Here is a 24,274-nt window from a genome sequence, read left to right as displayed (position 1 = left end):
GTCAGTGCTCCGCGCGGGCCGGGGGCGCGGGGTCGGCGGCGGTCGGGCACTCGGGTATCAGGCGGTAGCCGACGCCGCGGACGGCCTCGACCAGGCCGGGCAGGGCGAGCTTGGTGCGCAGCGAGCCGATGTGCACCTCCAGGGTGCGGCCGTTGCCCTCCCAGCCGCTGCGCCAGACCTCGCTGAAGATCTGCTCGCGGCGGTAGACCACGCCGGGGCTCTGGGCGAGCAGCGCCAGCAGGTCGAACTCCTTGCGGGTGAGCGGGACGTCCCGGCCGTCGACGCTGACCCGGCGGCGCTCGCGGTCGATCACGATGCCGCGGGACTCCAGCGGGCCGCGCTGCTGCGGGACGGCGTCCGGGGCGGGCACGGCGACGGCGGAGGGGGCCGCGCCGCGGCGGGCCACGGCGTGGATCCGGGCGAGCAGCTCGCCCATGTCGTAGGGCTTGGTCACGTAGTCGTCGGCGCCGAGGTTGAGGCCGTGGATCCGGGAGCGGATGTCGGCGCGCGCGGTCACCATGATCACCGGCACGCCGCTGCCGGCCCGGATCCGGCTGCAGACCTCGAAGCCGTCCCGGTCGGGCAGTCCGAGGTCGAGCAGGACCACCCGGTAGGGCTCGTTGCCGTCCGGCACCAGCGCGTCCAGCGCCTCGTGGCCGCTGCGGGCGTGCCGGACCTGGAAGCCGTGCCGGCCCAGGACCGCGACCAGCGCGGCGGCCACGCGTTCGTCGTCCTCGACGAGCAGCAGTCGCATGGGTCTCCTCCTCTCCCGGACGGTTCTCCGGGGGTCTGTACCGCGGCCGTCGTGCGTCGTGGCCGCTCCCCCTGCCGGGCAGGTCCCGGTTCTGCGCAGTATGGGCCAGGGACGGCCCGGACGCCAGGCTCCGGCGGCGGCGGTGGCGGGGGCGGCCGGCCCCGCCGGGGCTCCGCGATCACGCCCGGCGCGGCCGCGGACGCTGTCACTGTGCCCGGATCGGCCCCAGGTGAACAGCACCCGCCGACCGTGTGGCCGGATCGTGATCCTCAAGTTCCGCTCAGATCGGCTGACGTGGCGTCGTCAGGACTCCTATGGTCGCCCCACCGAGGGTCGCGACTCCGCCGGTTGCGGCCCTCGGATTCCTACCACCATTGCCGCCCAAGGGAGTTCACCCCCTGCGGCCGACCCGAGGGAGCCGGCGCGATGACCACGAGCCTCGACAAGGACTCCCGTGCCGACGCCGCTCCCCTGGTGGTCCTGAGCAACGTGAACAAGCACTTCGGTGCGCTGCACGTGCTCCAGGACATCGACCTGGAGATCCACCAGGGCGAGGTGGTCGTCCTGATCGGCCCGTCCGGCTCCGGCAAGTCCACGCTGTGCCGGACGATCAACCGGCTGGAGACCATCGATTCCGGGACGATCACCATCGACGGCCGCCCGCTGCCCGCCGAGGGCCGGGAGCTGGCCCGGCTGCGGGCCGAGGTCGGCATGGTCTTCCAGAGCTTCAACCTGTTCGCCCACAAGACCGTGCTGGAGAACGTGGTCCTCGGCCAGGTGAAGGTCCGCGGCATCGCCCGGGACAAGGCCGCGGCGACCGCCCGCGAGCTGCTGGACCGGGTCGGCGTCGGCGCCCAGGCCGCGAAGTACCCGGCCCAGCTGTCCGGCGGCCAGCAGCAGCGCGTCGCGATCGCCCGGGCGCTGGCGATGAACCCCAAGGTGATGCTCTTCGACGAGCCCACCTCGGCCCTCGACCCCGAGATGATCAACGAAGTGCTGGAGGTCATGCGCCAGTTGGCGGCCGACGGCATGACGATGGTGGTCGTCACCCACGAGATGGGCTTCGCCCGCTCCGCCGCCAACCGGGTGCTGTTCATGGCCGACGGCCGGATCGTCGAGCAGAACACCCCGGAGGCCTTCTTCACCGCGCCGCGCTCCGACCGCGCCAAGGACTTCCTCTCCAAGATCCTGCACCACTGACCCCCGGACCGGTCCCGGCCAACGGCGGCGGGGGCGCCGCCGCGCGCCCTCCCGCCCGGCCGGCCGGCCCCCGTCCGGCCGTTCCGACCTGCCTTCGCCAGAGCCCGGTTGACCCGTGGCCCAGCCCGAGGAGACCCCCATGAGGACCCGTCGCACCTTCGCCGTCGCGCTCTGTGCCGTCGCGCTCACCGCCACCGCCGCCTGCGGCAAGGACGGCACCCCCGGTGCCGCCGCCACCGCGTCCGGCGGCAGCGCCGCGCCGGCCCTGCCCACCTACACCGTGAAGACCGACGTCAAGGTGGACTCGGCGATCCTGGCCGCCGCCAAGCAGCGCGGCCAGCTGATCATCGGCGCCAAGGCCGACCAGCCGTTCCTCGGCTTCGAGGACCTCGCCAGCGGCGACCGCAGCGGCTTCGACATCGAGATCGCCAAGATGGTCGCCGCCGACCTCGGCTTCACCCCGCAGCAGATCAAGTGGCAGACCCTGGTCTCCTCGCAGCGCGAGCCGGCCATCTCCAAGGGCCAGATCGACTTCTACGTCGGCACCTACAGCATCAACGACGAGCGCAAGAAGACCGTCTCCTTCGCCGGCCCGTACTACATCGCCGGCCAGGACCTGCTGGTCAAGGCCGACAACACGGCGATCACCGGCCCGGACTCGGTCAACGGCAAGAACGTCTGCACCGCCACCGGCTCGACCTCGATCAAGAACATCGAGAAGTACTCGCCGAAGATCACCCAGTTCGACACCTACTCGGCCTGCGTCGAGAAGCTGATGTCGGGCGAGGTCGACGCGGTCACCACCGACGACGCCATCCTCAAGGGCTACGCCTCCAAGTACGCGCCCAAGCTCAAGGTGGTCGGCCAGCCCTTCACCAAGGAGAACTACGGCGTCGGCCTGAACAAGGACGACAAGGCGCTGCGCGACGCGATCAGCGACGCGATCAAGGCCCACCAGGACAACGGCGACTGGAAGAAGGCCTACGACGCCACCCTCGGCCTCTCCGGCTCCACCGCGCCGCAGCCGCCGGCCCTCGACCGCTACTGATCCGCCCGCTCCCCGAGTCGACGAACCCCTGAGAGGAGGGCCGCCGGATGGGCTTCCTGTTCGAGGACGGCAACTTCGCGCTGTTCCGCGACGGCTTCCTGCAGACGATCGAGCTGAGCGCGCTCAGCGCGCTGCTCGCCCTGCTGCTGGGCACCCTGCTGGCGGCCTTCCGGGTCTCCCCGGTCCCGGTCCTGCGGGCCTTCGGCACCGCCTGGGTGACCGTCTTCCGCAACACCCCGCTGACCCTGCTGTTCTTCGCCGTGACCTTCGGCCTGCCGCCGCTGGGCGTGCACTTCAGCCACCTCACCTTCGCGGTGCTGGCGCTCGGCGGCTACACCGCGTCGTTCGTCTGCGAGGTGCTGCGCTCCGGCATCAACACGGTGCCGCTGGGCCAGGCCGAGGCGGCCCGCAGCCTGGGCATGACCTTCGGCCAGACGCTCGTCCTGGTCGTCCTGCCGCAGGCCGCCCGCACCGTGCTGGCGCCGATGAGCAGCGTCTTCATCGCGCTCCCGAGGAACTCCGCGATCGCCGGAGCGTTCAGCGTCAGCGAGCTGTACAGCGTCCAGCAGGGCTTCTCCGACGGGGACGGCTACTCGATCTTCGCGATCTTCTTCTGGGTGGCCTGCGCCTACCTGCTGATCAGCGCCGCCGTTTCCCTGCTGTTCCGCTTCCTCGAAGACCGACTGGCGGTGGCCCGATGAGCACCCTCTTCACCCGCTCCGCCGCACCGGGCGTCCTCTACGACGCCCCCGGCCCGCGGGCCCGCACCCGCTACCGGATCTTCGGGGTGCTGTCGCTGCTCGCCATCGCCGGACTGCTCTGGTACGCCGTCAGCGCGCTGAACGACAACGGCCAGTTCGACCCCGGCCTCTGGGACGCGTTCCAGTACACGACCGTCCAGCAGCGGATCGTCGACGGCCTGCTCTCCACCCTGGAGGCCTTCGGGCTGGCCGCGGTGTTCTCGCTGGCGCTGGGCGCGCTGCTCGCCGCCGGGCGGCTCTCCGACCACAAGCCGGTCCGCTGGGCGGCCACCGCCTTCGTCCAGTTCTTCCGGGCGATGCCGCTGCTGATCCTGATCGTCGCCCTCTACTACGCGTTCTTCGCCAAGCAGCCGATGTGGGCGCTGGTGCTCGGGCTCACCCTCTACAACGGCTCGGTGCAGGCGGAGATCATCCGCACCGGGGTGAACGCGGTGCCGCGCGGCCAGGGCGAGGCGGCGTACGCGCTCGGCCTGCGCAAGACCCAGGTGATGACGACCATCCTGGTCCCGCAGGCGGTCCGCTCGATGCTGCCCTCGATGATCGGCCAGCTGGTCGTCACCCTCAAGGACACCTCGCTCGGTTTCATCATCACCTACCACGAGCTGCTCTTCGTCGGTAAGGCCATCGCCAGCCAGCCGCTGAACGCCGCGGGCTTCCCCTACATCCCCGTCGTCCTGGTGATCGGACCCCTGTACATCGCGATGTGCCTGGTGCTCACCGCGCTCGCCCGGTGGATCGAGGCACGCGGACGAGGCGGCGCGAACCGGCGCACTTCACCTGCTGCTTGACGGGCACGCAGGTGAACTGTTGCATTGCTCTTCGTGACACCATCCGGGAGCATCCACGCGGCATATGACGGCGGCCCGGCGGCCTGCCCTCACCCGGAGGTCCACGGCCGCGGCTCAGCGGACCGTCCGGGCCCGAAGGGCACGGCATGGATCCGGTGATCGTGGTCGGGGCCGGGCCGGTCGGCCTGGCCCTGGCCCTCGCGCTCGCCCGGCACGAGGTGCCGACCGTCGTCCTCGACGAGGGCTCCGGGCTCTGCCCCGAGAGCCCGCGCAGCGTCGTCCTCGGTACCGACACCGCCGCCTTCCTCACCCGGATCGGCTACCCCCGGGCCGTCGCCGACTCCGCCCGCTGGGACGCCTTCACCGTCTGGCGCCGCCGCCAGGAGGCGCTCCGGATCGACCTCTCCGACACCCCCGTCCTGCACCTGCCCCAGCACCGCCTCCAGCGCGGGCTGCAGGACGCCCTCACCGGCACCCCGCTGGTCAGGCTGGTCCCGCTCAGCCGGGTCACCCGGCTCGAACAGGACCGCGACGGCGTCAGCGTGCTCACCCGCAACCCGAAGGACGGCACCGAGACCTGGTGGCGCGGCAGCCACCTGGTGGGCTGCGACGGCGCCCGCTCGGCCGTCCGCAAACTGCTGAAGATCCGTTTCCCCGGCCGCCCCGCCGTCGACCGCAGCGCCGTCGCCACCGTCCGGGTCGACCTGCCGTTCACCGAGCCCCGGCTGCACCGCGAGCCGCCGTGGCGCGGCGACCGCGAGGCCACCGCCCGCCCGCTGCCGCACGGCGTCTGGCGGCTCGACTGGCGGCTGCCCCCGGGCCGGCCCGCGGTCACCGAGCCGGTCGACCCGCACGCCACCTGGCCCGGCATCGTCACCGGCGACACCCTGCTCACCCGGGTCACCGCCACCCTCACCGGCTGGTGCGGCGAACTCCCGACGTTCGACCTGCTCGCCGCCGCCGACCACACCGCCCAGCAGCGGCTGGCCGCCCGCTTCCGGGTCGACCGCTGCTTCCTGGCCGGCGACGCCGCCCACCTGCACGGCGCGCTCGGCATGCAGAACCTCGCGGACGGCCTGCGCGACGCCGACAACCTGGCCTGGCGGCTCGCCCTCGCCTGGCACCTCCACTCCGGCGGCCCGCAGCCCGGCGGCTCCCTGCTCGACGGCTACGAGGCCGAGCGGCGCGGCGCGGTCGGCGCCCGGCTGCGCGCCGTCGACCAGTCCATGCCGCTGCTGCGCCCGCTGCGCGGCTGGGCGCAGACCCGGCGCTCGCTGTTCACCGGCTCCTTCCGCAAGCACGCGCCGCTGCTCGCCGACGGCCACCTCGGCACCGGCCGGTTCGGCGGCGCCCCCGCCTACCCGGCCGCCCCCTCCGGCGTGCCCGGGCGGGTCCCCGTCCAGCGCGGCGCGCGCAGCGCCACCTCGCTCAGCGAACTGCTGCCGGCCACCGCGCCCGGCGTGCTCGTCCCGGACCTTCCGGTGCTCGCCACCGACGGCACCCCGGACCAGTTGCACGCCCGGCTCGGCGCCGGCTTCCTGCTGCTGCTGGTCGCCCCCGGCACCGCCGTCTGGTCCGCCGAGCGCTGGCTGGGCGCCGGGCTGATGCCCCGGCTGGCCGAGGTCGCCGCCGCGCTGCCGGTGCCGGCCGAGGTCCTGGTCACCGAGGCCTACCCGGGCGCCGGCCCGCACACCGTGCTGCTGATCCGGCCCGACGGCCACCTGGTCGGCACCACCCAGGGCGTGGACGGCGAGGACCTCCAGGCGCTCGCCGACCGGGCCCGGGGCGGCCCGGCCTCGCTCACCGGCGGCTCCGAGCCAGAGCCCCCGCCGCCCCACTCGGCCGCCACCCGCCCGGCCGCGGCCCGGGGCGGTGACGGCGCCGGGCGCTGAGGACGTGCTCTACCGGGCGACCTCGGTGACCCGGCTCTCCCGGACCACGGTGACCCGGATCTGGCCCGGGTAGGTCAGCTCCTCGGCGACCTGCTTGGCGACCTCGCGGGCGATCACCTGCGCCCCGAGGTCGTCGACCACCTCCGGACGGACCATCACCCGGACCTCCCGGCCGGCCTGCATCGCGTAGACGTCGGCCACGCCGTCGTGCGCCCGGGCGATCTCCTCCAGCCGCTCCAGCCGCCGCACGTACGCCTGCAGCGACTCCTTGCGCGCGCCCGGCCGGCCGCCCGAACAGGCGTCGGCGGCCTGGACCAGCACGGCCTCCACGGTCTTCGGCTCCACCTCGCCGTGGTGGGCGGCGATCGCGTGCACCACGTCCGCCGGCTCGTCGTGCCGCCGGGCGAAGTCCGCGCCGACCGCCGCGTGGCTGCCCTCGACCTCGTGGGTCAGCGCCTTGCCGATGTCGTGCAGCAGCGCCGCGCGCCGCACCGGCTCCGGGTCCACCCCGAGCTCGGCGGCCATCATCCCGGCCAGGTGCGCCGACTCCACCAGGTGGCCGAGCACGTTCTGCCCGTACGAGGCCCGGTAGCGCAGGGTGCCCAGGGTGCGGACCAGCTCCGGGTGCATGCCGCCGACCCGGACGGCGAGCAGCGCGTCCTCGCCGGCCCGCACACAGCGGCGTTCCACCTCCGCGCGGCTGCGCGCGTGGACGTGCTCGATCCGCAGCGGGTGGATCCGGCCGTCCTCGACCAGCTGTTCCAGGGTGAGGCGGGCGGTCTCCCGGCGGACCGGGTCGAAGCAGGAGAGCTGCACCACCGACGGAGTGTCGTCGATGATCAGATTGACTCCGGTGACGGACTCGAAGGTCTTGATGTTGCGGCCCTCGCGCCCGATCACCCGGCCCTTCATCTCCTCGCCGGGCAGCCGGAACACCGACACCGCGGTCTCGGCGGTCTGCTCGGCCGCCAGCCGCTGGATCGCCCCGGCCACGATGTTCCGGGCCCGCTGCTCGCCCTCCTCGCGGGCGACGCGCTCGATCTCCCGGACGGTGACCGCCGCCTCCCGGCGGGCCTGCGCCTCGGCGGCGCGGACGAGTTCGGCGCGGGCCTCGGCGGCGGAGAGCCCGGCGGTCCGCTCCAGTTCGGCCGCCCGGTGCCGGACCAGCTCCTCCGCGGTGTCCCTGGCGCGCGCCACCTCGGCGGTCCGCTCGGCCAGTTCACCCTCACGGGCCCGCAGCCGGTCGAGCTCCCCGGCCAACCACTCCTCGCGCCGGTCGAGTTCGGCGCGCAGCCGGTCCGCCTGCCGCTCGCTCTGCCGCCGCGTCCGCTCGGTCTCGGCGGCGGCCCGGCGTTGCGCGCCCCGGAGCCGCCGGGCCAGCAGCCAGGCCGTCACCAGGGCCGCCGACACGGCCGCCACCAGCAGGGAGGCGGCCGATCCGGCGCTCACCGCGGTCCTCATGCTGCCCACTCCCCGTCCCGCCGCGGCACGCCGCCCCGACTGTCGCGCGGCCGGCCCGGAACCACCCGGTCGCGAGCACGGCCGGGAGCGCGGCCGGGGGTGGCCGAGGGATGATCGACGTGCTCCCGCACTGAGTGCGAGGCTAGGCGCGGGTTACGAAACGGTCAAGACTGGCCAGGTAGTTGACCAACCCTCGGATAACCCCGGGTGACCCGGGCGTCAGCCCCCGTCCGCCGTGTCCCCGTACGCCGCATCCGGCTCCCCGGCACCGGCCTCCTCCTCGTCCAGCGCTTCCCGGACCACCCGGAAGGCCAGCCCTTCGGAGTAGCCGCGCCGGGCGAGCATCCCGACCAGCCGGCGGGTGCGGGTCTGCCGCTCCAGGCCCCGGGTGGTCCGCAGCTTGCGCTCGACCAGGGCGCGGGCGGCCTCGGTCTCGTCGTCCGGGTCGACCTGGGCGAGGGCCTGCTCGGCGAGGTCCCCCACGACGCCCTTGGTCCGCAGCTCCTGGGCCAGCGCGCGCCGGGACAGCCCCCGGACGCTGTGCCGGGACTCCACCCAGGCACGGGCGAAGGCCGCGTCGTCGATCAGCCCGACCTCCTCCAGCCGGGTCAGCACCTCCTCGGCGACCTCGTCCGGAATCTCCCGCTTGCGCAGGGCGTCGGCGAGCTGCTTGCGGGTCTTGGCCGCGCCGGTCAGCAGGCGCAGGCAGATGTCCCGGGCCTGGCTCTCGGGGTCGGCCGGCTCCTCGGCCCGGCCGCGCCGGGACGCCCCGCCGGTCCGCTCCGGGGCGCCGGCGCCGTCCTCGCCGCACCCGCCGTCGTGATCGGCGCCCTCGCGGGCCCCGCCGCGCCGGGTGCGGCCGGAGCGGCGCCTCGGCCGCTCCTCCGGGTACGACGGAACGGGGGCGGCCGCACCCCCGTGACCGGCCGCACCCGCTCCGTCGTACCCGTCGCCCTCACCGGCCGGCCGGCCGGGGGGCTGCTCCGCCACCAGCGCCGAGCGGCGCCGACGCCGCCCCGAGGGCAGCTCGGAGGCGGAGACCAGTCCGAGCTCCTCGACGTCCGCCGGGCGTGCCGCGGGCCGCCGCGCGGACCGGGCGCGCTCCGGCGCGACCGCCGGAGCGGACCGGCGCCGCCGTCCGGGACCGGGCTCGGCCTCGGATCGGGGCTCGGCCTCGGGTCGGGACGCGGGCTCCGGTTCGGCCACGGCCGCGAACCAGTCCGGCGGCCCGTGGTCGTCGTCCTCCGGGCCGGTCGGCCCACTGTGCTGCGTCAACGGATCAGGCCTTGGCGGCCGCCGCCGTCTTCTTCGCCGCGGCCGTCTTGGCGGCGGTCGCGGTGATCGGCTTGGCCGCGCCCTCGGCGGCGCCGTCCGCGGCGGCCTCGGCCGGCTCCTCGACCTTGGGGCCGATGCCCAGCTTGCTCTTGATCTTCCGCTCGATCTCGTCGGCCAGCTGCGGGTTGTCCCGCAGGAAGTTGCGGGCGTTCTCCTTGCCCTGGCCGAGCTGGTCGCCCTCGTAGGTGTACCAGGCGCCCGACTTGCGGATGAAGCCGTGCTCGACGCCCATGTCGATCAGGCCGCCCTCGCGGCTGATGCCCACGCCGTAGAGGATGTCGAACTCGGCCTGCTTGAACGGCGCGGCGACCTTGTTCTTCACGACCTTGACCCGGGTGCGGTTGCCGACCGCCTCGGTGCCGTCCTTCAGGGTCTCGATCCGGCGGATGTCCAGACGGACCGAGGCGTAGAACTTCAGCGCGCGGCCACCGGTCGTGGTCTCCGGCGAGCCGAACATCACGCCGATCTTCTCGCGCAGCTGGTTGATGAAGATCGCGGTGGTGTTCGACTGGTTCAGCGCACCGGCGATCTTCCGCAGCGCCTGGCTCATCAGGCGGGCCTGCAGACCGACGTGCGAGTCGCCCATCTCGCCCTCGATCTCCGCGCGCGGGACCAGCGCCGCCACGGAGTCGATGATCACCAGGTCGATCGCGCCGGAGCGGATCAGCATGTCGGTGATCTCCAGGGCCTGCTCACCGGTGTCCGGCTGGCTGACCAGCAGGGCGTCGGTGTCCACGCCGAGCTTCTTGGCGTACTCCGGGTCGAGCGCGTGCTCCGCGTCGACGAAGGCGACCGTGCCGCCGGCCCGCTGGGCGTTGGCCGCCAGGTGCAGGGTCAGCGTGGTCTTGCCGGAGGACTCGGGACCGTAGATCTCGATCACCCGGCCGCGCGGGATGCCGCCGACCCCGAGAGCCACGTCCAGGGCGGTGGACCCGGTGGAGATCACCTCGATCGGCTCGTTGGCCTTCTCGCCGAGGCGCATCACCGAGCCCTTGCCGAACTGCCGCTCGATCTGGGCGAGCGCCGTCTCAAGGGCCTTCTCGCGGTCCGTACCTGCCATGGCTTCCACCCTCGGGTTCTGTGCTGTGCGCTTCATCGTCCTCGACGCTAGCGCGTCCCACCGACAATCGGCTCCGACCCGGCTCCGCCTGGGGAGAACTCTGCGCCGGAGAGTACAAAGAACACGTGTTCGAATCAAGCCTAAGCCGTTCGGGTCATGATCGACCCCGGGTCCGGACCGCGGCCCCGGACTACTTCCGCTCCGAGTCCCCGCCGACCATCCGCCGCAGCCGGCGCGCCGCCTCCCGGCGCAGCTCCCGCCGCTGCCGGCGCTGCTCACCGCGGTCGACCCGCGGGTCGGTCACCTCGTACCGCCGGACGTACGTGCCGACGAAGCCCTGCAGGGTGGCCGCCGCCGGGATGGCGATCAGCGCGCCGACCCCGCCGAGCAGCGCCGCGCCCGCGAGCACCGAGCCGAACGCCACGGCCGGGTGCACGTCCACCGTCTTCGCGGTGATCCGCGGGTGCAGCAGGTAGTTCTCGATCTGCTGGTAGACCACCACGAAGACCAGCACCCAGAGCGCGTCCACCGGCTCGTCGGTGGTGAGCGCCACCAGCACCGGCAGCGCCCCCGCCAGATAGGTGCCGATGGTCGGCACGAACTGCGACATGACGCCGACCCAGACCGCCTGCGCGGCCGCGTAGGGGAGGTCGAGCAGCGCGAACATCACCCAGTGCGCGGCCGCCGAGGCGACCGCGAGCAGGGCCCGGGAGTAGAGGTAGCCGCCAGTCTTGGCCAGCGCGATCTCCCAGGCCCGCAGCACCTCGGCCTGCTTGGCGGGCGGCAGCATCGAGCAGACGGTCCGCCGCACCCGGGGCCCGTCGGCGGTGAAGTAGAAGGTGAAGAGGCCGACCGTGAAGGCCTGGAACAGCCCGCCGATCAGGGTCGAGGAGACACCCCAGACGTTGTCCGCGGCCGACTGGGCGTAGTTCTCGATCGCACCCGAGTCCTTGAGCAGCTTCTGCTGCAGTTCGTCCAGCGAGAGTTCCTGGTGGAAGGTGCGGTTGATCCAGTCGATCAGGTTGTCGAGCAGGTGCGGGAGGTCGCTCGCGATCTTCGCCACCTGGTCGACCAGCAGGGTGCCGAGCGCGGTCAGGAAGCCGCCGACGGCGATCGCCACCGCGACGAAGACCAGGAAGGTGCCGACCCCGCGGCGCACCCCGCGGGCGGCCATCCGGTCCACCGCCGGCTCCAGCGCCAGCGACAGGAAGAAGGAGACCAGCAGCATCACGAAGAGGTCGATCAGCTCGTGGAAGGCCCAGTCGGCGAGCTGGAACAGCCCGACCATGAGCAGCGCCAACACCATCGCCCGGGGCAGCCAGCGCGGCATCCCGGAACCCCAGAGCCCGTTCCCCGCGGTCCGATCCGGCGTCGGCTCCGGGGCCGGGGTGCCCGGGGAGGCGGGCGTAGGGCCCGCGGCCTCGCCGGCGACCTGCGCCGACCTGTCCGAATTCTGCTGTTCTGCACTGCTTGCCACCCGCACAGTCTGACCCATGCCCGACGCGCGTTCGAGCATCGGGCGAGGGGTCGCCGAGCGGCGGCCGGGGCCGGACCGGGTCGAACCGGTCCGGCCGGGTCAGCGGAGCACCGAGGAGACGCCCTGGGTGTCGCAGACCACCCGCCAGACGTCCTTGGCCTCCCAGCCCGCCTCCAGCGCCTGCCGGACGGTGCGTCCGCCGAGCTCGCTCATCACGTGGTCGCTCGCGAAGGACTCCGCGTACGCCTCGCCGAAGTGCGCGTACATCCGGCGCCAGAACTCCGTCAGCCTCATGCCCACCAGTATCCCGGACCGCCGGACGGCCCCCTCGGCCCCACCGGTCCCTACGGGCGCCAGTCGGCCGCCGCCAGGGCGTACTCGACCTCGCCGTGCTCGCTGCCCGGGATCGCCTCCGGGTGGTCCTCGTGGAAGGTCCGCACGTACGAGAGCCCGGCCTTCTCCATCACCCGCCGCGAGCCGCGGTTGACCGCCATGGTGTACGCCACCACCCGCTCGACGCCGAGGCCGGTGAAGCCCCGGCGGATCAGCGCCCGGGAGCCCTCGGTGGCGTAGCCGCGCCCCCAGGCCGGGCGGCGCAGCCGGTAGCCCAGCTCGACCTCGGTGCGGCCGGACAGCGGGCGGAACTCGAACCAGCCGAGGAAGGCCCCGCCCGCCCGCTCCTCGGCGGCCCACCAGCCGAGGTCGCCGTACCGGCGGTAGTGGTCGAGGTAGAGCGGCAGCAGGGTGGACTCGACCACCTCGCGCGGGGTCGCCCGCCCGCCGGTGAGGTAGCGGGTGACCTCCGGGTCGGCGTCCAGTTCGACCAGCGCGTCCACGTCGGCGGCGGTGAAGCGGCGCAGCACCAGCCGCTCGGTGGTGAGGAAGGCGTCCATCCTCCGATCCTGTCCCGCCCGCCCCGGCCCGTCACCCGGTTTTCCCGTCCGGCCCGTCCGGCCCGTCCGGCGCGGCGGGCCGCCCGTTCAGCGCGGCAGGGCCAGCGCCCCGGCGCCGTAGTACTCGCGGTCGCCGCAGGCGTGCGGGCCGGGCGGGCAGGCGGCGTCCGCGGTGGCGGCCAGCAGCGCGGCGAGCCGGTCGGAGTCCCAGTCCGGGTGCAGCGCGGCGGCCACCGCGACCGCGCCGCTGACGTGCGCGGCGGCCATCGAGGTGCCGGCCAGCGCGGCGTAGCGGCCGCCGGGCCAGTCGGAGACCACCGCCCCCTGGGCTCCGCCGTCCGGGTCCCCGCCGGGCGCGGCCAGCGAGACCCGGCCGCGCCCGTGGTTGGTGTAGACGGACGGGCGGCCGTCCCGGTCGACGGCGGTCACCGTGACCACGCCGGGCAGTTCGCCGGGCAGCCGGACGCACTCGGGGCCGAGGGAGCGGGACTGCGAGGGCCCGGCGGTGCGGTCGTTGGGGCTGCGCTCGTCGGTGCGGACGGCGCCGAGGTCCTGGGCGTCGTTGCCGGCCGAGGCGACCACCACCGCGCCCCGCCGGCGGGCGTACTCGACGGCCCGGCCGACGGCGGCGGTCAGCGCGGCCTGGTCGGGGTCCTCGGGGCAGTTGTACTTCCACGGGTCGGCGAAGTAGCTGTTGTTGATCGCCCGGGCGCCGTGGTCGGCGGCCCAGAGCATGCCGCAGACGATGTTCTCGGCGTAGTACTGGCCGAGCGGGCCGAGCAGCCGGACGGCGGCGATCCGCACGCCGGGGGCGACCCCGCTGACGCCCCGGCCGTCCCGGGCGGCGCCGACGATCCCGGCGACATGGGTGCCGTGGCCGCTCTCGTTGACCCCGGCCTCGGGGCGCCAGGAGCCGGTGCGGGCGTCGGGCCGGCCGTCCGCACAGGAGGCGGAGCTCTTCGGGTCGACGGCGGCGCGCAGGTCGGGGTGGGTGTCGTCGACGCCGGAGTCGAGGACGGCGACCAGCACCTCGCGCAGGGCGGCGGCGGGGGCGGCCGGCCCGCGCGACGGGCCCGGGGCGGTGTCCGCGCCCGCGCCGGGGGCGGCGCCGAGCAGCGCGAGGTTCCAGGCGTCGCGCTCGCCCGGGTCGGGGACCGTCGCGGTGGTGTCGTCCGCACCGTCCGCCCCGCCCGCGCGGTCTCCGCCGTCCGCCCCGGTCCGGAAGTCCCCGGCACCGTCCACCGAACGGGGCGGGCCGGGCACCGGCGAGGTGCGGGTGGCGCCGACCGCGGCCACCCCGGGCCGCCCGCGCACCTTCTCCGCGAAGCCCGCGGAGGCGTAGGCGAGCACCGCGCCGATCTGCGGGTACTCCTGGACCACCTGCCCGCCGGCCGCCCGGGCCTGCTCCGCCGCCCGGTCGGCCCCGTCGGCGTCCGCCCGCTCGGCGAGGACCAGGTAGCTGAGGTACGCCCGCCCCGGTCCGGCGACGTACGGCACGGCGCCGCCCGCGACCAGCGCGGTGAGCAGCATCGCGAGCAGGACGCGGAACGGCCCCCGGCCGCGGCGCCGGGCGGCCCCGCCCGGACCGGCCACCCGGACGGCCGCCGGAGCGCGACCGCGGCCGGGAACCGCGGCGGAACCGCGGCCGGACGGGTCCGCCTGCGCCATGGCACGGTCTCCGCTCGTCGGTCCCGGCGGCCGCGCCGGGGCGGCCGGCCGCAGGAGGGCTGGTCTTCACAGGAGCATCACAAGGACTGAATCATCACCATATGATCCGTTTGTCCGTTCTGCCTTCCCGGTTGCCCCGAACGGCCACCACCCCGCCGAACACCCCTCCCTTGTCGGTGCCACCCGGCACCATGGGGGCATGGCGACCGCGCACCCGACCCCGCCCCCGTCCCCGGCCGACCCGCTGGCCGGCTTCGCCCCCGCCACCCGGGCCTGGTTCACCGGCGCCTTCTCCGCGCCCACCGCCGCCCAGGCCGAGGCCTGGCGCGCCATCGCCCGGGGCACCGACGTCCTGGTGGTCGCCCCCACCGGCTCCGGCAAGACCCTCGCGGCCTTCCTGTCCGCCCTGGACCGGCTCAGCAGCACCCCGCCCCCCGCCGAGCCCAAGCGCCGCTGCCGGGTCCTCTACATCTCCCCGCTCAAGGCCCTCGCGGTCGACGTCGAGCGCAACCTCCGCGCCCCGCTGGCCGGCCTGCGCCAGGCCGCCGTCCGGCTCGGCCTGCCCGAACCGGAGGTCCAGGTCGGCATCCGCTCCGGCGACACCCCCTCCGCCGACCGCCGCCGCTTCGCCACCCGTCCGCCGGACATCCTGATCACCACCCCCGAGTCACTCTTCCTGCTGCTCACCTCCGCCTCCCGGGACGCCCTGCGCGGCATCGACACGGTGATCCTGGACGAGGTGCACGCCGTCGCGGGCACCAAGCGCGGCGCCCACCTCGCGCTCTCCCTGGAGCGGCTCGACGACCTGCTCGACCGGCCGGCCCGCCGGATCGGCCTGTCCGCCACCGTCCGGCCGGTGGAGGAGGTGGCCCGCTTCCTCAGCCCCGGGCGCGGCGCCGAGGTGGTCCAGCCGCCCGCCGCCAAGGAGTTCGACCTCTCCGTGGTCGTCCCCGTCCCCGACCTCGACGACCTGCCCGCCGCCCCCGCCCTCGGCGGCGCCGCCGAGAGCGACCCGCAGCGCCAAGCCTCGATCTGGCCGCACGTCGAGGAGCGGATCGTCGACCTCGTCCAGGCCCACCGCTCGACCATCGTCTTCGCCAACTCCCGCCGCCTCGCCGAGCGGCTCTGCAACCGGCTGAACGAGATCGCCCTCGAACGCGCCACCGGCACCGCGCTGCCCGAGGACCACGCCCCCGCCCTGCTGATGGGCAACGCCGGCGCCGCCAGGGGCGCCCCGCCGGTGATCGCCCGGGCCCACCACGGCTCGGTCTCCAAGGAGCAGCGCGCCCTGGTCGAGGAGGAGCTCAAGGCCGGCCGGCTGCCCGCCGTGGTCGCCACCTCCAGCCTGGAGCTCGGCATCGACATGGGCGCCGTCGAACTGGTGGTCCAGGTCGAGTCCCCGCCCTCGGTCGCCTCCGGCCTCCAGCGGGTCGGCCGGGCCGGCCACCAGGTCGGCGCGGTCTCCACCGGCGTCGTCTTCCCCAAGTACCGGGGCGACCTGGTGCAGTCCGCCGTGGTCACCGAACGGATGCGGGCCGGGCGGATCGAGGCGCTGCGCATCCCGCGCAACCCGCTCGACGTGCTCGCCCAGCAGCTGGTCGCGATGACCTCGATCGACACCTGGCAGGTCGACGAGCTGCTCGCCGCCGTCCGCCGGGCCGCGCCGTTCGCCACCCTCCCGCAGTCCGCCTTCGACGCGGTCCTCGACATGCTGGCCGGCCGCTACCCCTCGGACGCCTTCGCCGAGCTGCGCCCCCGCCTGGTCTGGGACCGGGTGGCCGGCACCGTCAGCGGCCGCCCCGGCGCCCAGCGGCTCGCCGTCACCTCCGGCGGCACCATCCCCGACCGCGGCCTGTTCGGCGTCTTCATCGTCGGCACCGATCCGAAGAAGGGCGGCGGCCGGGTCGGAGAGCTCGACGAGGAGATGGTCTACGAGTCCCGGGTCGGCGACGTCTTCACCCTCGGCACCACCTCCTGGCGGATCGAGGAGATCACCCACGACAAGGTGCTGGTCACCCCCGCCCCCGGCGTGCCCGGCCGGCTCCCGTTCTGGAAGGGCGACAGCCTCGGCCGCCCGCTCGAACTCGGCCGCGCCCTCGGCGCCTTCACCCGCGAACTCGGCGCACTCGACCCGCAGGCCGCCACCGCCCGGCTACGGCAGGCCGGCCTGGACGACTGGGCCGCCGGCAACCTGCTCGACTACCTCGCCGAGCAGCGCGCCGCCTGCGGCCACCTCCCCGACGACCGCACCATCGTGGTCGAGCGCTTCCGCGACGAGCTCGGCGACTGGCGGATCGTCGTGCACTCCCCCTTCGGCGCCCAGGTGCACGCCCCCTGGGCCCTCGCCCTCGCCGCCCGGCTGCGCGAGAAGCACGGCCTCGACCCGCAGGTCATGCACGCCGACGACGGCATCGTGCTCCGCCTGCCGGACGCCGACCTCCTCGACTTCCCCTCGGACAAGCCGGTCACCGACGACGCCCCGATCGGCGCCGACGCCGCCCTGTTCGACCCGCAGGAGATCGAACAACTGGTCACCGACCAGGTCGGCGGCTCCGCCCTGTTCGCCTCCCGCTTCCGCGAGTGCGCCGGCCGCGCCCTACTGCTCCCCCGCCGCAACCCCGGCAAGCGCACCCCGCTCTGGCAGCAGCGCCGGCGCGCCGCCCAACTACTGGAGGTCGCCGCCGAGTACGGCTCCTTCCCGATCGTCCTGGAAGCCGTCCGCGAGTGCCTCCAGGACGTCTTCGACGTCCCCGGCCTGGTCGAGCTGATGGGGGACCTCGAATCCCGCGCCGTGCGGCTGGTCGAGGTCACCACCCCCGAGCCCTCCCCGTTCGCCCGCTCCCTGCTCTTCGGCTACGTCGCCCAGTTCCTCTACGAGGGCGACTCCCCGCTCGCCGAGCGCCGCGCCGCCGCCCTCTCCCTGGACTCCCGGCTGCTGTCCGAACTCCTCGGCCAGGCCGAGCTGCGCGAACTGCTCGACCCCCAGGTCCTCGCCGAGCTGGAGGCCGAACTCCAGCGGCTCACCCCCGAGCGCCGGATCAAGGACGCCGAGGGCGTCGCCGACGCGCTGCGCCTGCTCGGCCCGCTCAGCGAGGCCGAGCTGACCGCCCGCGGCGCCGAACCGCTCTGGGCCCTCGAACTGGAGGCCGCCCGCCGGGTGATCCAGGTCCGGATCGGCGGCGAGCAGCGCTGGTCCGCCATCGAGGACGCCGGCCGGCTGCGCGACGCCCTCGGCACCCCGCTGCCGGTCGGCGTACCGGAGGCCTTCACCGAACCGGTCAAGGACCCGCTGGGCGACCTGCTCGCCCGGCACGCCCGCACCCACGGCCCGTTCACCGCCGCCGAGGCCGCCGCCCGCTACGGCCTGGGCACCGCCGTGGTCACCGGAACCCTGCACCGCCTCACCGCCACCGGCCGACTGGTCCAGGGCGAATTCCGCCCGACCGTCGCCCACCACCCTTCTCCGGACGCGCTTCGCGCCGCCCCTCCCGAAGGCCACACCGCCGCCGTCGAGTGGTGCGACGCCGAGGTCCTGCGCCGGCTGCGCCGCCGCTCGCTGGCCGCCCTGCGCCAGGAGGTCGAACCCGTCCCGCCGCGCGCCCTGGCCGCCTTCCTGCCGCAGTGGCAGCACCTGGCCGGCCACCGGCTGCGCGGCCCGGACGGCCTGCTCCGGGTGATCGAACAGCTCCAGGGCACCGCCCTGCCCGCCTCCGCCCTGGAGAAGCTGATCCTCCCGGCCCGGCTCGTCGACTACTCCCCCGGACTCCTCGACGAGCTGATGGCGGCCGGCGAGATCGGCTGGGCCGGCGCCGGCGCGCTGCCCGGCAAGGACGGCTGGATCAGCCTGCACCTGGCCGAGAACGCCCACCTGCTGCGCCCCGAACCGGTGCCGCCCACCGTCACCCCGGTGCACACCGCGCTCCTGGAGGCGCTGACCGGCGGCTACGGGCTGTTCTTCCGACAACTGGTCGCCCACCTCCCTGAGACACCCGAGCCGGAGGTCGTCGAGGCCCTGTGGGACCTCGTCTGGGCCGGGTACGTCAGCAACGACACCCTGGCCCCGCTGCGCGCCCTGCTCGGCTCCGGCCGGACCGCCGGCGCCACCGCCCACCGGGCGCCCCGGGCCACCCCGCGCGGCCGCATCGGCGGCGCGGGCCGCCCGTTCGGGCGAGTCGGCGGCGCGCTGCGCAGCGGCCCGCCGACGGTCGGCGGCCGCTGGTCGCTGCTGCCCCCGTTCGCCGCCGACCCGACCGTCCGGGCCACCGCCCAGGCGCAGAACCTGCTGGACCGGCACGGCCTGCTCACCCGGGGCACGGTCGCCGCCGAGCGGATCCCGGGCGGCTTCGCCGGGGTCTACCGGGTGCTCTCCGCCATGGAGCAGCGCGGCCGGACCCGCCGGGGCTACTTCGTCGAGGGGCTGGGCGGCGCCCAGTTCGCCATGGAGGGGGCGGCCGACCGGCTGCGCTCGGTCAGCGGGCGGCTGGAGCGGGCCCGGGGCACCGAGTGGCCGGCCGCCCCGAGCGCCGAGCCGCCGCAGGCCCTGGTGCTGGCCGCCGCCGACCCGGCCAACGCCTACGGCGCCGCCCTGCCCTGGCCCGAGCCGCCCGCCGGGTCCGCCGAGGCGGCGGGCAAGGCGCACCGGCCCGGCCGGAAGGCCGGCGCCCTGGTGGTGCTGGTCGACGGCGAGCTGTGCCTGTACGTGGAGCGCGGCGGCAAGTCGCTGCTGGCCTGGGCGCAGGACGGGGCCACCCTCGCCGCGGCGGCGGCCGCGCTGGCCGGGGCCGCCCGGGCGGGGGCGCTGGGCAGCGTCACCGTCGAACGGGCCAACGGCGAGCCGGCCCTCGGGTCGGCGCTCGGCGCCGCGCTGGAGCAGGCGGGCTTCCACGCCACCCCGCGCGGTCTGCGGCTGCGCCCCTGAGCCCCGCCGGTTCCCGGGCCGGGGACCGGAAGCACCCAGGCCGGAAGCACGACGAGGGCCGTGGGACCCATCGGTCCCACGGCCCTCGTCCGCGTCTCGTCACCCGGCCGGAGGCCCGGCCTCCCACCGTGTCTCCACCGGTGCCGCCGACTGGTCCGCCCGGCGGCGGGCCGGCCCGGTGGACCGCCAGTCGGCGTGGACCGGGATCAGCCCGAGCCCCCAGCCGCCGGCCGCCAGCAGGACCGGAACCGCGCCACCGGGCAGCCGCCCGGGGCCGGCCCACAGCGCCCAGAGCCACCAGCCGAGCCCGCCGGCCAGGACCGCCAGCACCGGCAGGGCCCGCCGGAACCGTATTCGGGCCCCGGCACACATCGCCGCCGCACTGCGCACGACCGCCTCCTTCGCTCAACGCGGGCCGGATGGGGCCCGTACCGAGGCCAGGTCAGGCGGCGACCACGTCCATCGCGGCGGCCTTGGGCGACATGTTCGCCCGGTCGGTGCCGGGAGCCGGCAGCGGAACCGGTTCGAGCACCGGCCTCAGCAGTTCACCTTCGGAGAGGGTGGCCATCGCCGCAAGTTCGGCGAGCGACAGTTCGTCGCTGACCTCGCGCATGACCTCGGACATCCGGACGTCGAGCGCGTCGCAGATGGCGGAGAGCAGCTCCGAGGAGGCCTCCTTCTGTCCCCGCTCGACCTCGGAGAGGTACCCGAGCGAAACCCTGGCGGCCGCCGACACCTCGCGGAGTGTGCGGCCCTGGCGCTGGCGCTGCCGACGCAGTACATCGCCCAGTAGGCGACGGAGCAGGATCATCGGTGCCTCCCTCCTCGGACTGCGGATCGAGATGTCACGCCCCCACCGTACCGCCTTGCCCGCTTCGCGTGCGGGGACCATGGTCGTGTTCACTCTGGGCTGCAAGGCTGTCCCCTCCCCTGTTTCGGTGTCGCACCCGGGTCAGCGGGCACCGCGTCGTACCCTCCGGGCGGCACCCGGCCACCGTCACGCCACTCGTTCGCCACCTGGTTTCTGCCCAACCAGGCCCTCCGATGTAACACGATCCTCCAGATGCGCGATGCCCGCACGCCAGTTCGGCAGATCCCGGTTCGACAGGGATCTCGGCGGGCGGCCCCCGGAGGACACCGGGGACCGGGTGACGGGTGGCTGACAGGTGGCCGGCGGACGGACGGTGACGACAGTGCGGACGACGGTTCAGTGCGCGGACGTACCGGACGGGAGCCGCCCGACGAGCAGCTCCAGAGCGGCGGTCACCGCCCTGTGACGGATTGTGGCACGCTCTCCCGACAACCGTGGCGAACTGACCAGAGTTCCCCCCGGACCGGCGACGGCGAGGTGTACCGTGCCGACCGGCTGCCCGTCCTGCGGCTCCGGACCGGCCACCCCGGTCGTCGCGACCCCGTAGGTCGCGCCGAGCAGTTTGCGCACGCCCTCGGCCATCTGCCGGGCCACCACCGGGTGGACCGGGCCGTGGACGTCCAGCAGCCCCTCGTCGACGCCGAGCACCGAGGCCTTCAGCTCGGTCGCGTAGGCCGTCACCGACCCGCGGAAGGTCGCGGACGCCCCGGGGACGTCCACCAGCGCGGCCGCCAGCAGCCCGCCGGTCAGCGACTCCGCGACGGCCACCGTGCCGCCCCGGGCCCGCAGCGCGGCGTGCGCCCGCTCGGCCAGCCCGTAGTCGGCCGTCCCGTGACCGGCCGTCCCGTGGTCGGCCGTCCCGTGACCGGCCGCGCCGGCCTCGGATCCCGCACCCATCCCCACGTCCCTCCCTCGCGCTCCTCCGGGCCCGCCCCGGCGTACCCGCCATTGTGGTCCGCGGGGGCGGCCGGCGGCCGGGATCCGCGGCGTGTCACCCGCGCGGGCGTTGCGCCGCCAGCCCCTCCCGGCGCAGGCGCACGGCCTGCCCCACGTAGTCCAGCGCGGTGCCGACGGTCAGCAGTACCGCGACGCCCATCAGCACGGCCCGGGCGGTGGCCAGCCAGCCGGTCAGCTCCAGGACGTACATGCCGACGGCGATGCCCTGGGTGAGCGTCTTGAGCTTGCCGCCCCGGCTGGCCGGGATCACGCCGAAGCGGATCACCCAGAACCGCATCAGCGTGATGCCGAGCTCGCGGGCCAGGATCACCACGGTGATCCACCACGGCAGGTCGCCCAGCACCGAGAGGCCGATCAGCGCAGCGCCCATGATCGCCTTGTCGGCGATCGGGTCGGCGATCTTGCCGAAGTCGGTGACCAGGCCCTTGCGCCGGGCCAGCTCGCCGTCGAACAGGTCGGTGATCATCGCGATCGCGAAGGAGGCCCAGGCCACCGAGCGCCACTTGGGGTCGTGACCGCCGTCGGCGAAGAGCAGGGTGACGAAGACCGGGACCAGCAGCAGCCGGAGCATGGTCAGCATGTTCGCGATGTTCCAGATCCCCGGCGCCGGGGGCACCGCGGCCGCCGGTCTGCCCGGGTGGGCCGCGGTCGGGGCGCCGGGCCCCTGGGTCATTCCCCGGCTCCCGGTGCCCGGCGGACCCGCACCTGCTCCAGCGCCTCGGCGACCAGGTCGACGCCCTCGCTGGCGACGACCCGGGCCCGGTAGAACCGCCCGACCTCGGGGTCCTCGACGCCGGTGAGCGTGGTGAGGCCGTCCGTCTCGGGCGCCTGGTGGGCGGCGCGGCCCTCGACCAGGTCGCCGTCGACCGACTCGACCAGCACCTCGACCTCGGTGCCGATCCGCTGCTCGGCCCGCTGGGCGGTCATCTCCTCGGCGAGCTTGCTGAGCCGGGCCAGCCGGTCGGCGACCACGTCCTCGGGCAGCTTGTCGCCGTAGGTGGCGGCCTCGGTGCCCTCCTCGTCGGAGTAGCCGAAGACGCCGATCGCGTCCAGCCCGGCGTGCGTCACGAACCGCTCCAGCTCGGCGAAGTCCTCCTCGGTCTCGCCGGGGAAGCCGACGATGAAGTTGGACCGGGCGCCGGCCTGCGGGGCCTTGTCGCGGATGGTGCCGAGCAGCTCCAGGAACTGGTCGGTGGAGCCGAAGCGGCGCATCCGGCGCAGCACGGCCGGCGCGGAGTGCTGGAACGACAGGTCGAAGTAGGGCAGCACGCCCTCGGTGCCGGTCATCGCGTCGATCAGCCCCGGGCGCATCTCGGCGGGCTGCAGGTAGGAGACCCGGACCCGCTCGACGCCCTCGATCACGGCGATCTCGCCGAGCAGGGTCTCCAGCAGCCGGATGTCGCCGAGGTCCTTGCCGTACGAGGTGTTGTTCTCGCTGACCAGGACGACCTCGCGGACGCCCTCCCCGGCCAGCCACTGGGCCTCGTGCAGCACGTCGGAGGGCCGGCGGGAGATGAACGAGCCGCGGAAGGCCGGGATGGCGCAGAACGAGCAGCGCCGGTCGCAGCCGGAGGCGAGCTTGACCGAGGCGACCGGGCTGTCGTCCAGGCGCTTGCGCAGGGTGCGCGGCCCGGAGGCGGGCGCGACGCCCTCCGGCAGGTCCTCGGGGGCGCCGTGGCCCGGCACGGCGACCTCGGCGGCGGCGGCCTGGCGCTCGACGGGGCTCAGCGGCAGCAGCTTGCGGCGGTCGCGCGGGATGTGCGGCGCGTGGTGGCCGCCGGACAGGATGGTCTGCAGGCGGTCGGAGATGTCGGCGTAGTCGTCGAAGCCGAGCACGCCGTCGGCCTCGGGCAGGGCGTCGGCCAGCTCCTTGCCGTAGCGCTCGGCCATGCAGCCGACCGCGACCACGGCCTGGGTGCGGCCGTGGTCCTTGAGGTCGTTGGCCTCCAGCAGGGCGTCGACGGAGTCCTTCTTGGCGGCCTCGACGAAGCCGCAGGTGTTGACGACGGCGACATCGGCTTCGGCGGCGTCGTCCACGAGCAACCAGCCGTCGGCTTCCAGTCGCCCGGCGAGTTCCTCGGAGTCCACCTCGTTGCGGGCGCATCCGAGCGTGACAAGGGCGACAGTACGGCGTTCAGGCATAGGGCCAAGATTAACGCGCGACCGCCGGAGCCGTTCGCCCCGGAGGCCGCGCGCCCCCTCCGGCCGGTTCCGCCCCGGGGCGGACGGCCCCCGCGATCAGCCCGCCTGCGGGTCGCCGGGGGTGTACGTGACGTGCACCACCTGGCCGTTCTTGCCCGCCGGACCGAGGTCCTTGCCGTTGACGTACACGTGCACGGCGCCCGCGTTGCCGATCACCAGCTTGATCTGCTTGGGGTCGGTGAAGGTCTGGTCCTGGCCTTCCTCGATGTTGTTCTGGAACAGCGACTTCCCGGTGCCGTCGACCGCCGAGACCCAGCTGGTGTCCTTCTCGGCGACCAGCTTCACGGTGACCTTGTCGGCCGGCGCGGCGGCGATCGCGGGGGCGCTGGGCGCCGGGGCGGGCGGCTGCACGGCCGGGGAGGCCGCGGGGGCCGCGGGGGCGACCGAGCCGGTGCCGGAGCCGGCCGGCAGCGGGGCGCTGGCCGAGCCGGTGGTACCGGTGCCGGTCTTCCCGCTCACCAGGTTGAAGCCGATCACGCCGACCACCACGACGATCGCGGTGACCATCGCCACCGTCCAGTTCGGCCGGCCCCGGCCGGGGACCTTGATCGGGCCGCTCTCGATCAGCTCGGTGGGCCGCTTGGAGGCCGGCGAGCCGCCGTGCGCGGCGTCGTAGCGGGCCACCAGCGCCTCGCCGTCGACGCCGACCAGCTGGGCGATCGCGCGGATGTGGCCGCGGGCGTAGAAGTCACCGCCGCACCGGCCGAAGTCGTCCTCCTCGATGGCGTGCACGATCGGCACCCGGACCCGGGTGGCGCCGCTCACCTGATCCACCGTGAGTCCGGCCTCGATCCGGGCGGCGGACAGCACCCGGCCGATGCTCGGGGCATCGGCCGCCGGTTCCGCGGCTCCGGCGGGCCGGTCGGAGGTCGGGGCGTTCTCGCGGTCGGGGGACTTGCCGATGGTCACGGTGCACGCCTTTCGAGCGGTTGGCCACCTGCTGGGGAACAGTCTAGGGGCGTGGGCGGATCGTTTCTCAAGCGGAACAG

The 24,274-nt window shown here is 74.8% G+C and carries 20 protein-coding genes; 6 read left to right on the top strand and 14 right to left on the bottom strand.

Annotation, left to right across the window (positions count from 1 at the left end; translation table 11 throughout):
• Position 1 precedes the first annotated feature (1 nt).
• Positions 2-754, bottom strand: coding sequence for a response regulator transcription factor (locus ACFC0B_RS37695; protein WP_376096956.1), 753 nt, complete (start codon positions 752-754; stop codon positions 2-4).
• Between the two features lie 426 nt (positions 755-1,180).
• Between ACFC0B_RS37695 and ACFC0B_RS37690 the strand changes: the two genes are divergently transcribed.
• The 5 genes from ACFC0B_RS37690 to ACFC0B_RS37670 all read left to right on the top strand — a co-directional run bounded on the left by ACFC0B_RS37690 (position 1,181) and on the right by ACFC0B_RS37670 (position 6,443).
• Positions 1,181-1,954: an amino acid ABC transporter ATP-binding protein gene (locus ACFC0B_RS37690; RefSeq protein WP_376096953.1), complete on the top strand. Its 774-nt coding sequence runs from the start codon at positions 1,181-1,183 to the stop codon at positions 1,952-1,954.
• 139 nt (positions 1,955-2,093) lie between these two features.
• Complete coding sequence (locus ACFC0B_RS37685) at positions 2,094-3,002, top strand: glutamate ABC transporter substrate-binding protein (RefSeq protein ID WP_376096950.1); 909 nt, start codon at positions 2,094-2,096, stop codon at positions 3,000-3,002.
• A gap of 47 nt (positions 3,003-3,049) precedes the next feature.
• Positions 3,050-3,703 (top strand): amino acid ABC transporter permease, encoded by a 654-nt coding sequence (locus tag ACFC0B_RS37680; protein WP_376096947.1) that lies wholly within the window; start codon positions 3,050-3,052, stop codon positions 3,701-3,703.
• Positions 3,700-4,551 carry an amino acid ABC transporter permease gene (locus tag ACFC0B_RS37675; protein ID WP_376096944.1) on the top strand — a complete coding sequence of 284 codons (852 nt, stop codon included), beginning with the start codon at positions 3,700-3,702 and terminating at the stop codon, positions 4,549-4,551. Before ACFC0B_RS37680 ends, ACFC0B_RS37675 begins: the two co-directional genes overlap by 4 nt.
• A 146-nt stretch (positions 4,552-4,697) precedes the next feature.
• Positions 4,698-6,443 carry an FAD-dependent monooxygenase gene (locus tag ACFC0B_RS37670; RefSeq protein WP_376096941.1) on the top strand — a complete coding sequence of 582 codons (1,746 nt, stop codon included), beginning with the start codon at positions 4,698-4,700 and terminating at the stop codon, positions 6,441-6,443.
• A gap of 9 nt (positions 6,444-6,452) precedes the next feature.
• Here the strand turns inward: ACFC0B_RS37670 and rny are convergent, their stop codons facing one another.
• The 7 genes from rny to ACFC0B_RS37635 all read right to left on the bottom strand — a co-directional run bounded on the left by rny (position 6,453) and on the right by ACFC0B_RS37635 (position 14,337).
• Positions 6,453-7,904, bottom strand: a complete 1,452-nt coding sequence (rny, locus tag ACFC0B_RS37665) for a ribonuclease Y (RefSeq protein ID WP_376096938.1) — start codon at positions 7,902-7,904, stop codon at positions 6,453-6,455.
• Positions 7,905-8,123: 219 nt separating this feature from the next.
• On the bottom strand, positions 8,124-9,179 hold the full coding sequence (gene recX / locus ACFC0B_RS37660) for a recombination regulator RecX (RefSeq protein WP_376096935.1): 1,056 nt from the start codon (positions 9,177-9,179) through the stop codon (positions 8,124-8,126).
• Positions 9,180-9,183: 4 nt separating this feature from the next.
• Positions 9,184-10,299 (bottom strand): recombinase RecA, encoded by a 1,116-nt coding sequence (gene recA, locus ACFC0B_RS37655; protein WP_376096932.1) that lies wholly within the window; start codon positions 10,297-10,299, stop codon positions 9,184-9,186.
• Positions 10,300-10,489: 190 nt separating this feature from the next.
• Positions 10,490-11,629 (bottom strand): AI-2E family transporter, encoded by a 1,140-nt coding sequence (locus ACFC0B_RS37650; RefSeq protein ID WP_376096929.1) that lies wholly within the window; start codon positions 11,627-11,629, stop codon positions 10,490-10,492.
• A gap of 246 nt (positions 11,630-11,875) precedes the next feature.
• Positions 11,876-12,070 (bottom strand): DUF3046 domain-containing protein, encoded by a 195-nt coding sequence (locus ACFC0B_RS37645; protein ID WP_350551423.1) that lies wholly within the window; start codon positions 12,068-12,070, stop codon positions 11,876-11,878.
• Between the two features lie 50 nt (positions 12,071-12,120).
• The gene (locus tag ACFC0B_RS37640) at positions 12,121-12,669 is read right to left on the bottom strand and encodes a GNAT family N-acetyltransferase (RefSeq protein WP_376096926.1); all 549 of its coding nucleotides are present in this window, start codon (positions 12,667-12,669) and stop codon (positions 12,121-12,123) included.
• 87 nt (positions 12,670-12,756) lie between these two features.
• Positions 12,757-14,337 (bottom strand): S8 family serine peptidase, encoded by a 1,581-nt coding sequence (locus tag ACFC0B_RS37635; protein ID WP_376096923.1) that lies wholly within the window; start codon positions 14,335-14,337, stop codon positions 12,757-12,759.
• Positions 14,338-14,536: 199 nt separating this feature from the next.
• Between ACFC0B_RS37635 and ACFC0B_RS37630 the strand changes: the two genes are divergently transcribed.
• Positions 14,537-19,255 (top strand): ATP-dependent helicase, encoded by a 4,719-nt coding sequence (locus ACFC0B_RS37630; RefSeq protein ID WP_376096920.1) that lies wholly within the window; start codon positions 14,537-14,539, stop codon positions 19,253-19,255.
• 99 nt (positions 19,256-19,354) lie between these two features.
• Here the strand turns inward: ACFC0B_RS37630 and ACFC0B_RS37625 are convergent, their stop codons facing one another.
• From ACFC0B_RS37625 to ACFC0B_RS37600, 6 genes are all read right to left on the bottom strand, one after another.
• Positions 19,355-19,645: a hypothetical protein gene (locus tag ACFC0B_RS37625; RefSeq protein ID WP_376096917.1), complete on the bottom strand. Its 291-nt coding sequence runs from the start codon at positions 19,643-19,645 to the stop codon at positions 19,355-19,357.
• A 52-nt stretch (positions 19,646-19,697) separates the two neighbouring features.
• Positions 19,698-20,066 carry a helix-turn-helix transcriptional regulator gene (locus ACFC0B_RS37620; protein WP_350551437.1) on the bottom strand — a complete coding sequence of 123 codons (369 nt, stop codon included), beginning with the start codon at positions 20,064-20,066 and terminating at the stop codon, positions 19,698-19,700.
• A 396-nt stretch (positions 20,067-20,462) separates the two neighbouring features.
• Entirely contained in the window at positions 20,463-21,023 is a 561-nt protein-coding gene (locus ACFC0B_RS37615; RefSeq protein ID WP_376096914.1) for a CinA family protein, read from the bottom strand.
• 94 nt (positions 21,024-21,117) lie between these two features.
• Entirely contained in the window at positions 21,118-21,756 is a 639-nt protein-coding gene (gene pgsA, locus ACFC0B_RS37610) for a CDP-diacylglycerol--glycerol-3-phosphate 3-phosphatidyltransferase (RefSeq protein WP_376096911.1), read from the bottom strand.
• Positions 21,753-23,225 carry a 30S ribosomal protein S12 methylthiotransferase RimO gene (rimO, locus tag ACFC0B_RS37605; RefSeq protein WP_376096908.1) on the bottom strand — a complete coding sequence of 491 codons (1,473 nt, stop codon included), beginning with the start codon at positions 23,223-23,225 and terminating at the stop codon, positions 21,753-21,755. Before rimO ends, pgsA begins: the two co-directional genes overlap by 4 nt.
• Before the next feature lie 96 nt (positions 23,226-23,321).
• Positions 23,322-24,194: a helix-turn-helix domain-containing protein gene (locus ACFC0B_RS37600; RefSeq protein WP_376096905.1), complete on the bottom strand. Its 873-nt coding sequence runs from the start codon at positions 24,192-24,194 to the stop codon at positions 23,322-23,324.
• Positions 24,195-24,274: the final 80 nt, after the last annotated feature.

This window comes from Kitasatospora sp. NPDC056184 (assembly GCF_042268405.1).
Classification (GTDB): domain Bacteria; phylum Actinomycetota; class Actinomycetes; order Streptomycetales; family Streptomycetaceae; genus Kitasatospora.
Note: the sequence above shows the minus strand (reverse complement) of the source record. Positions and strands in the feature narration are given on the sequence as shown.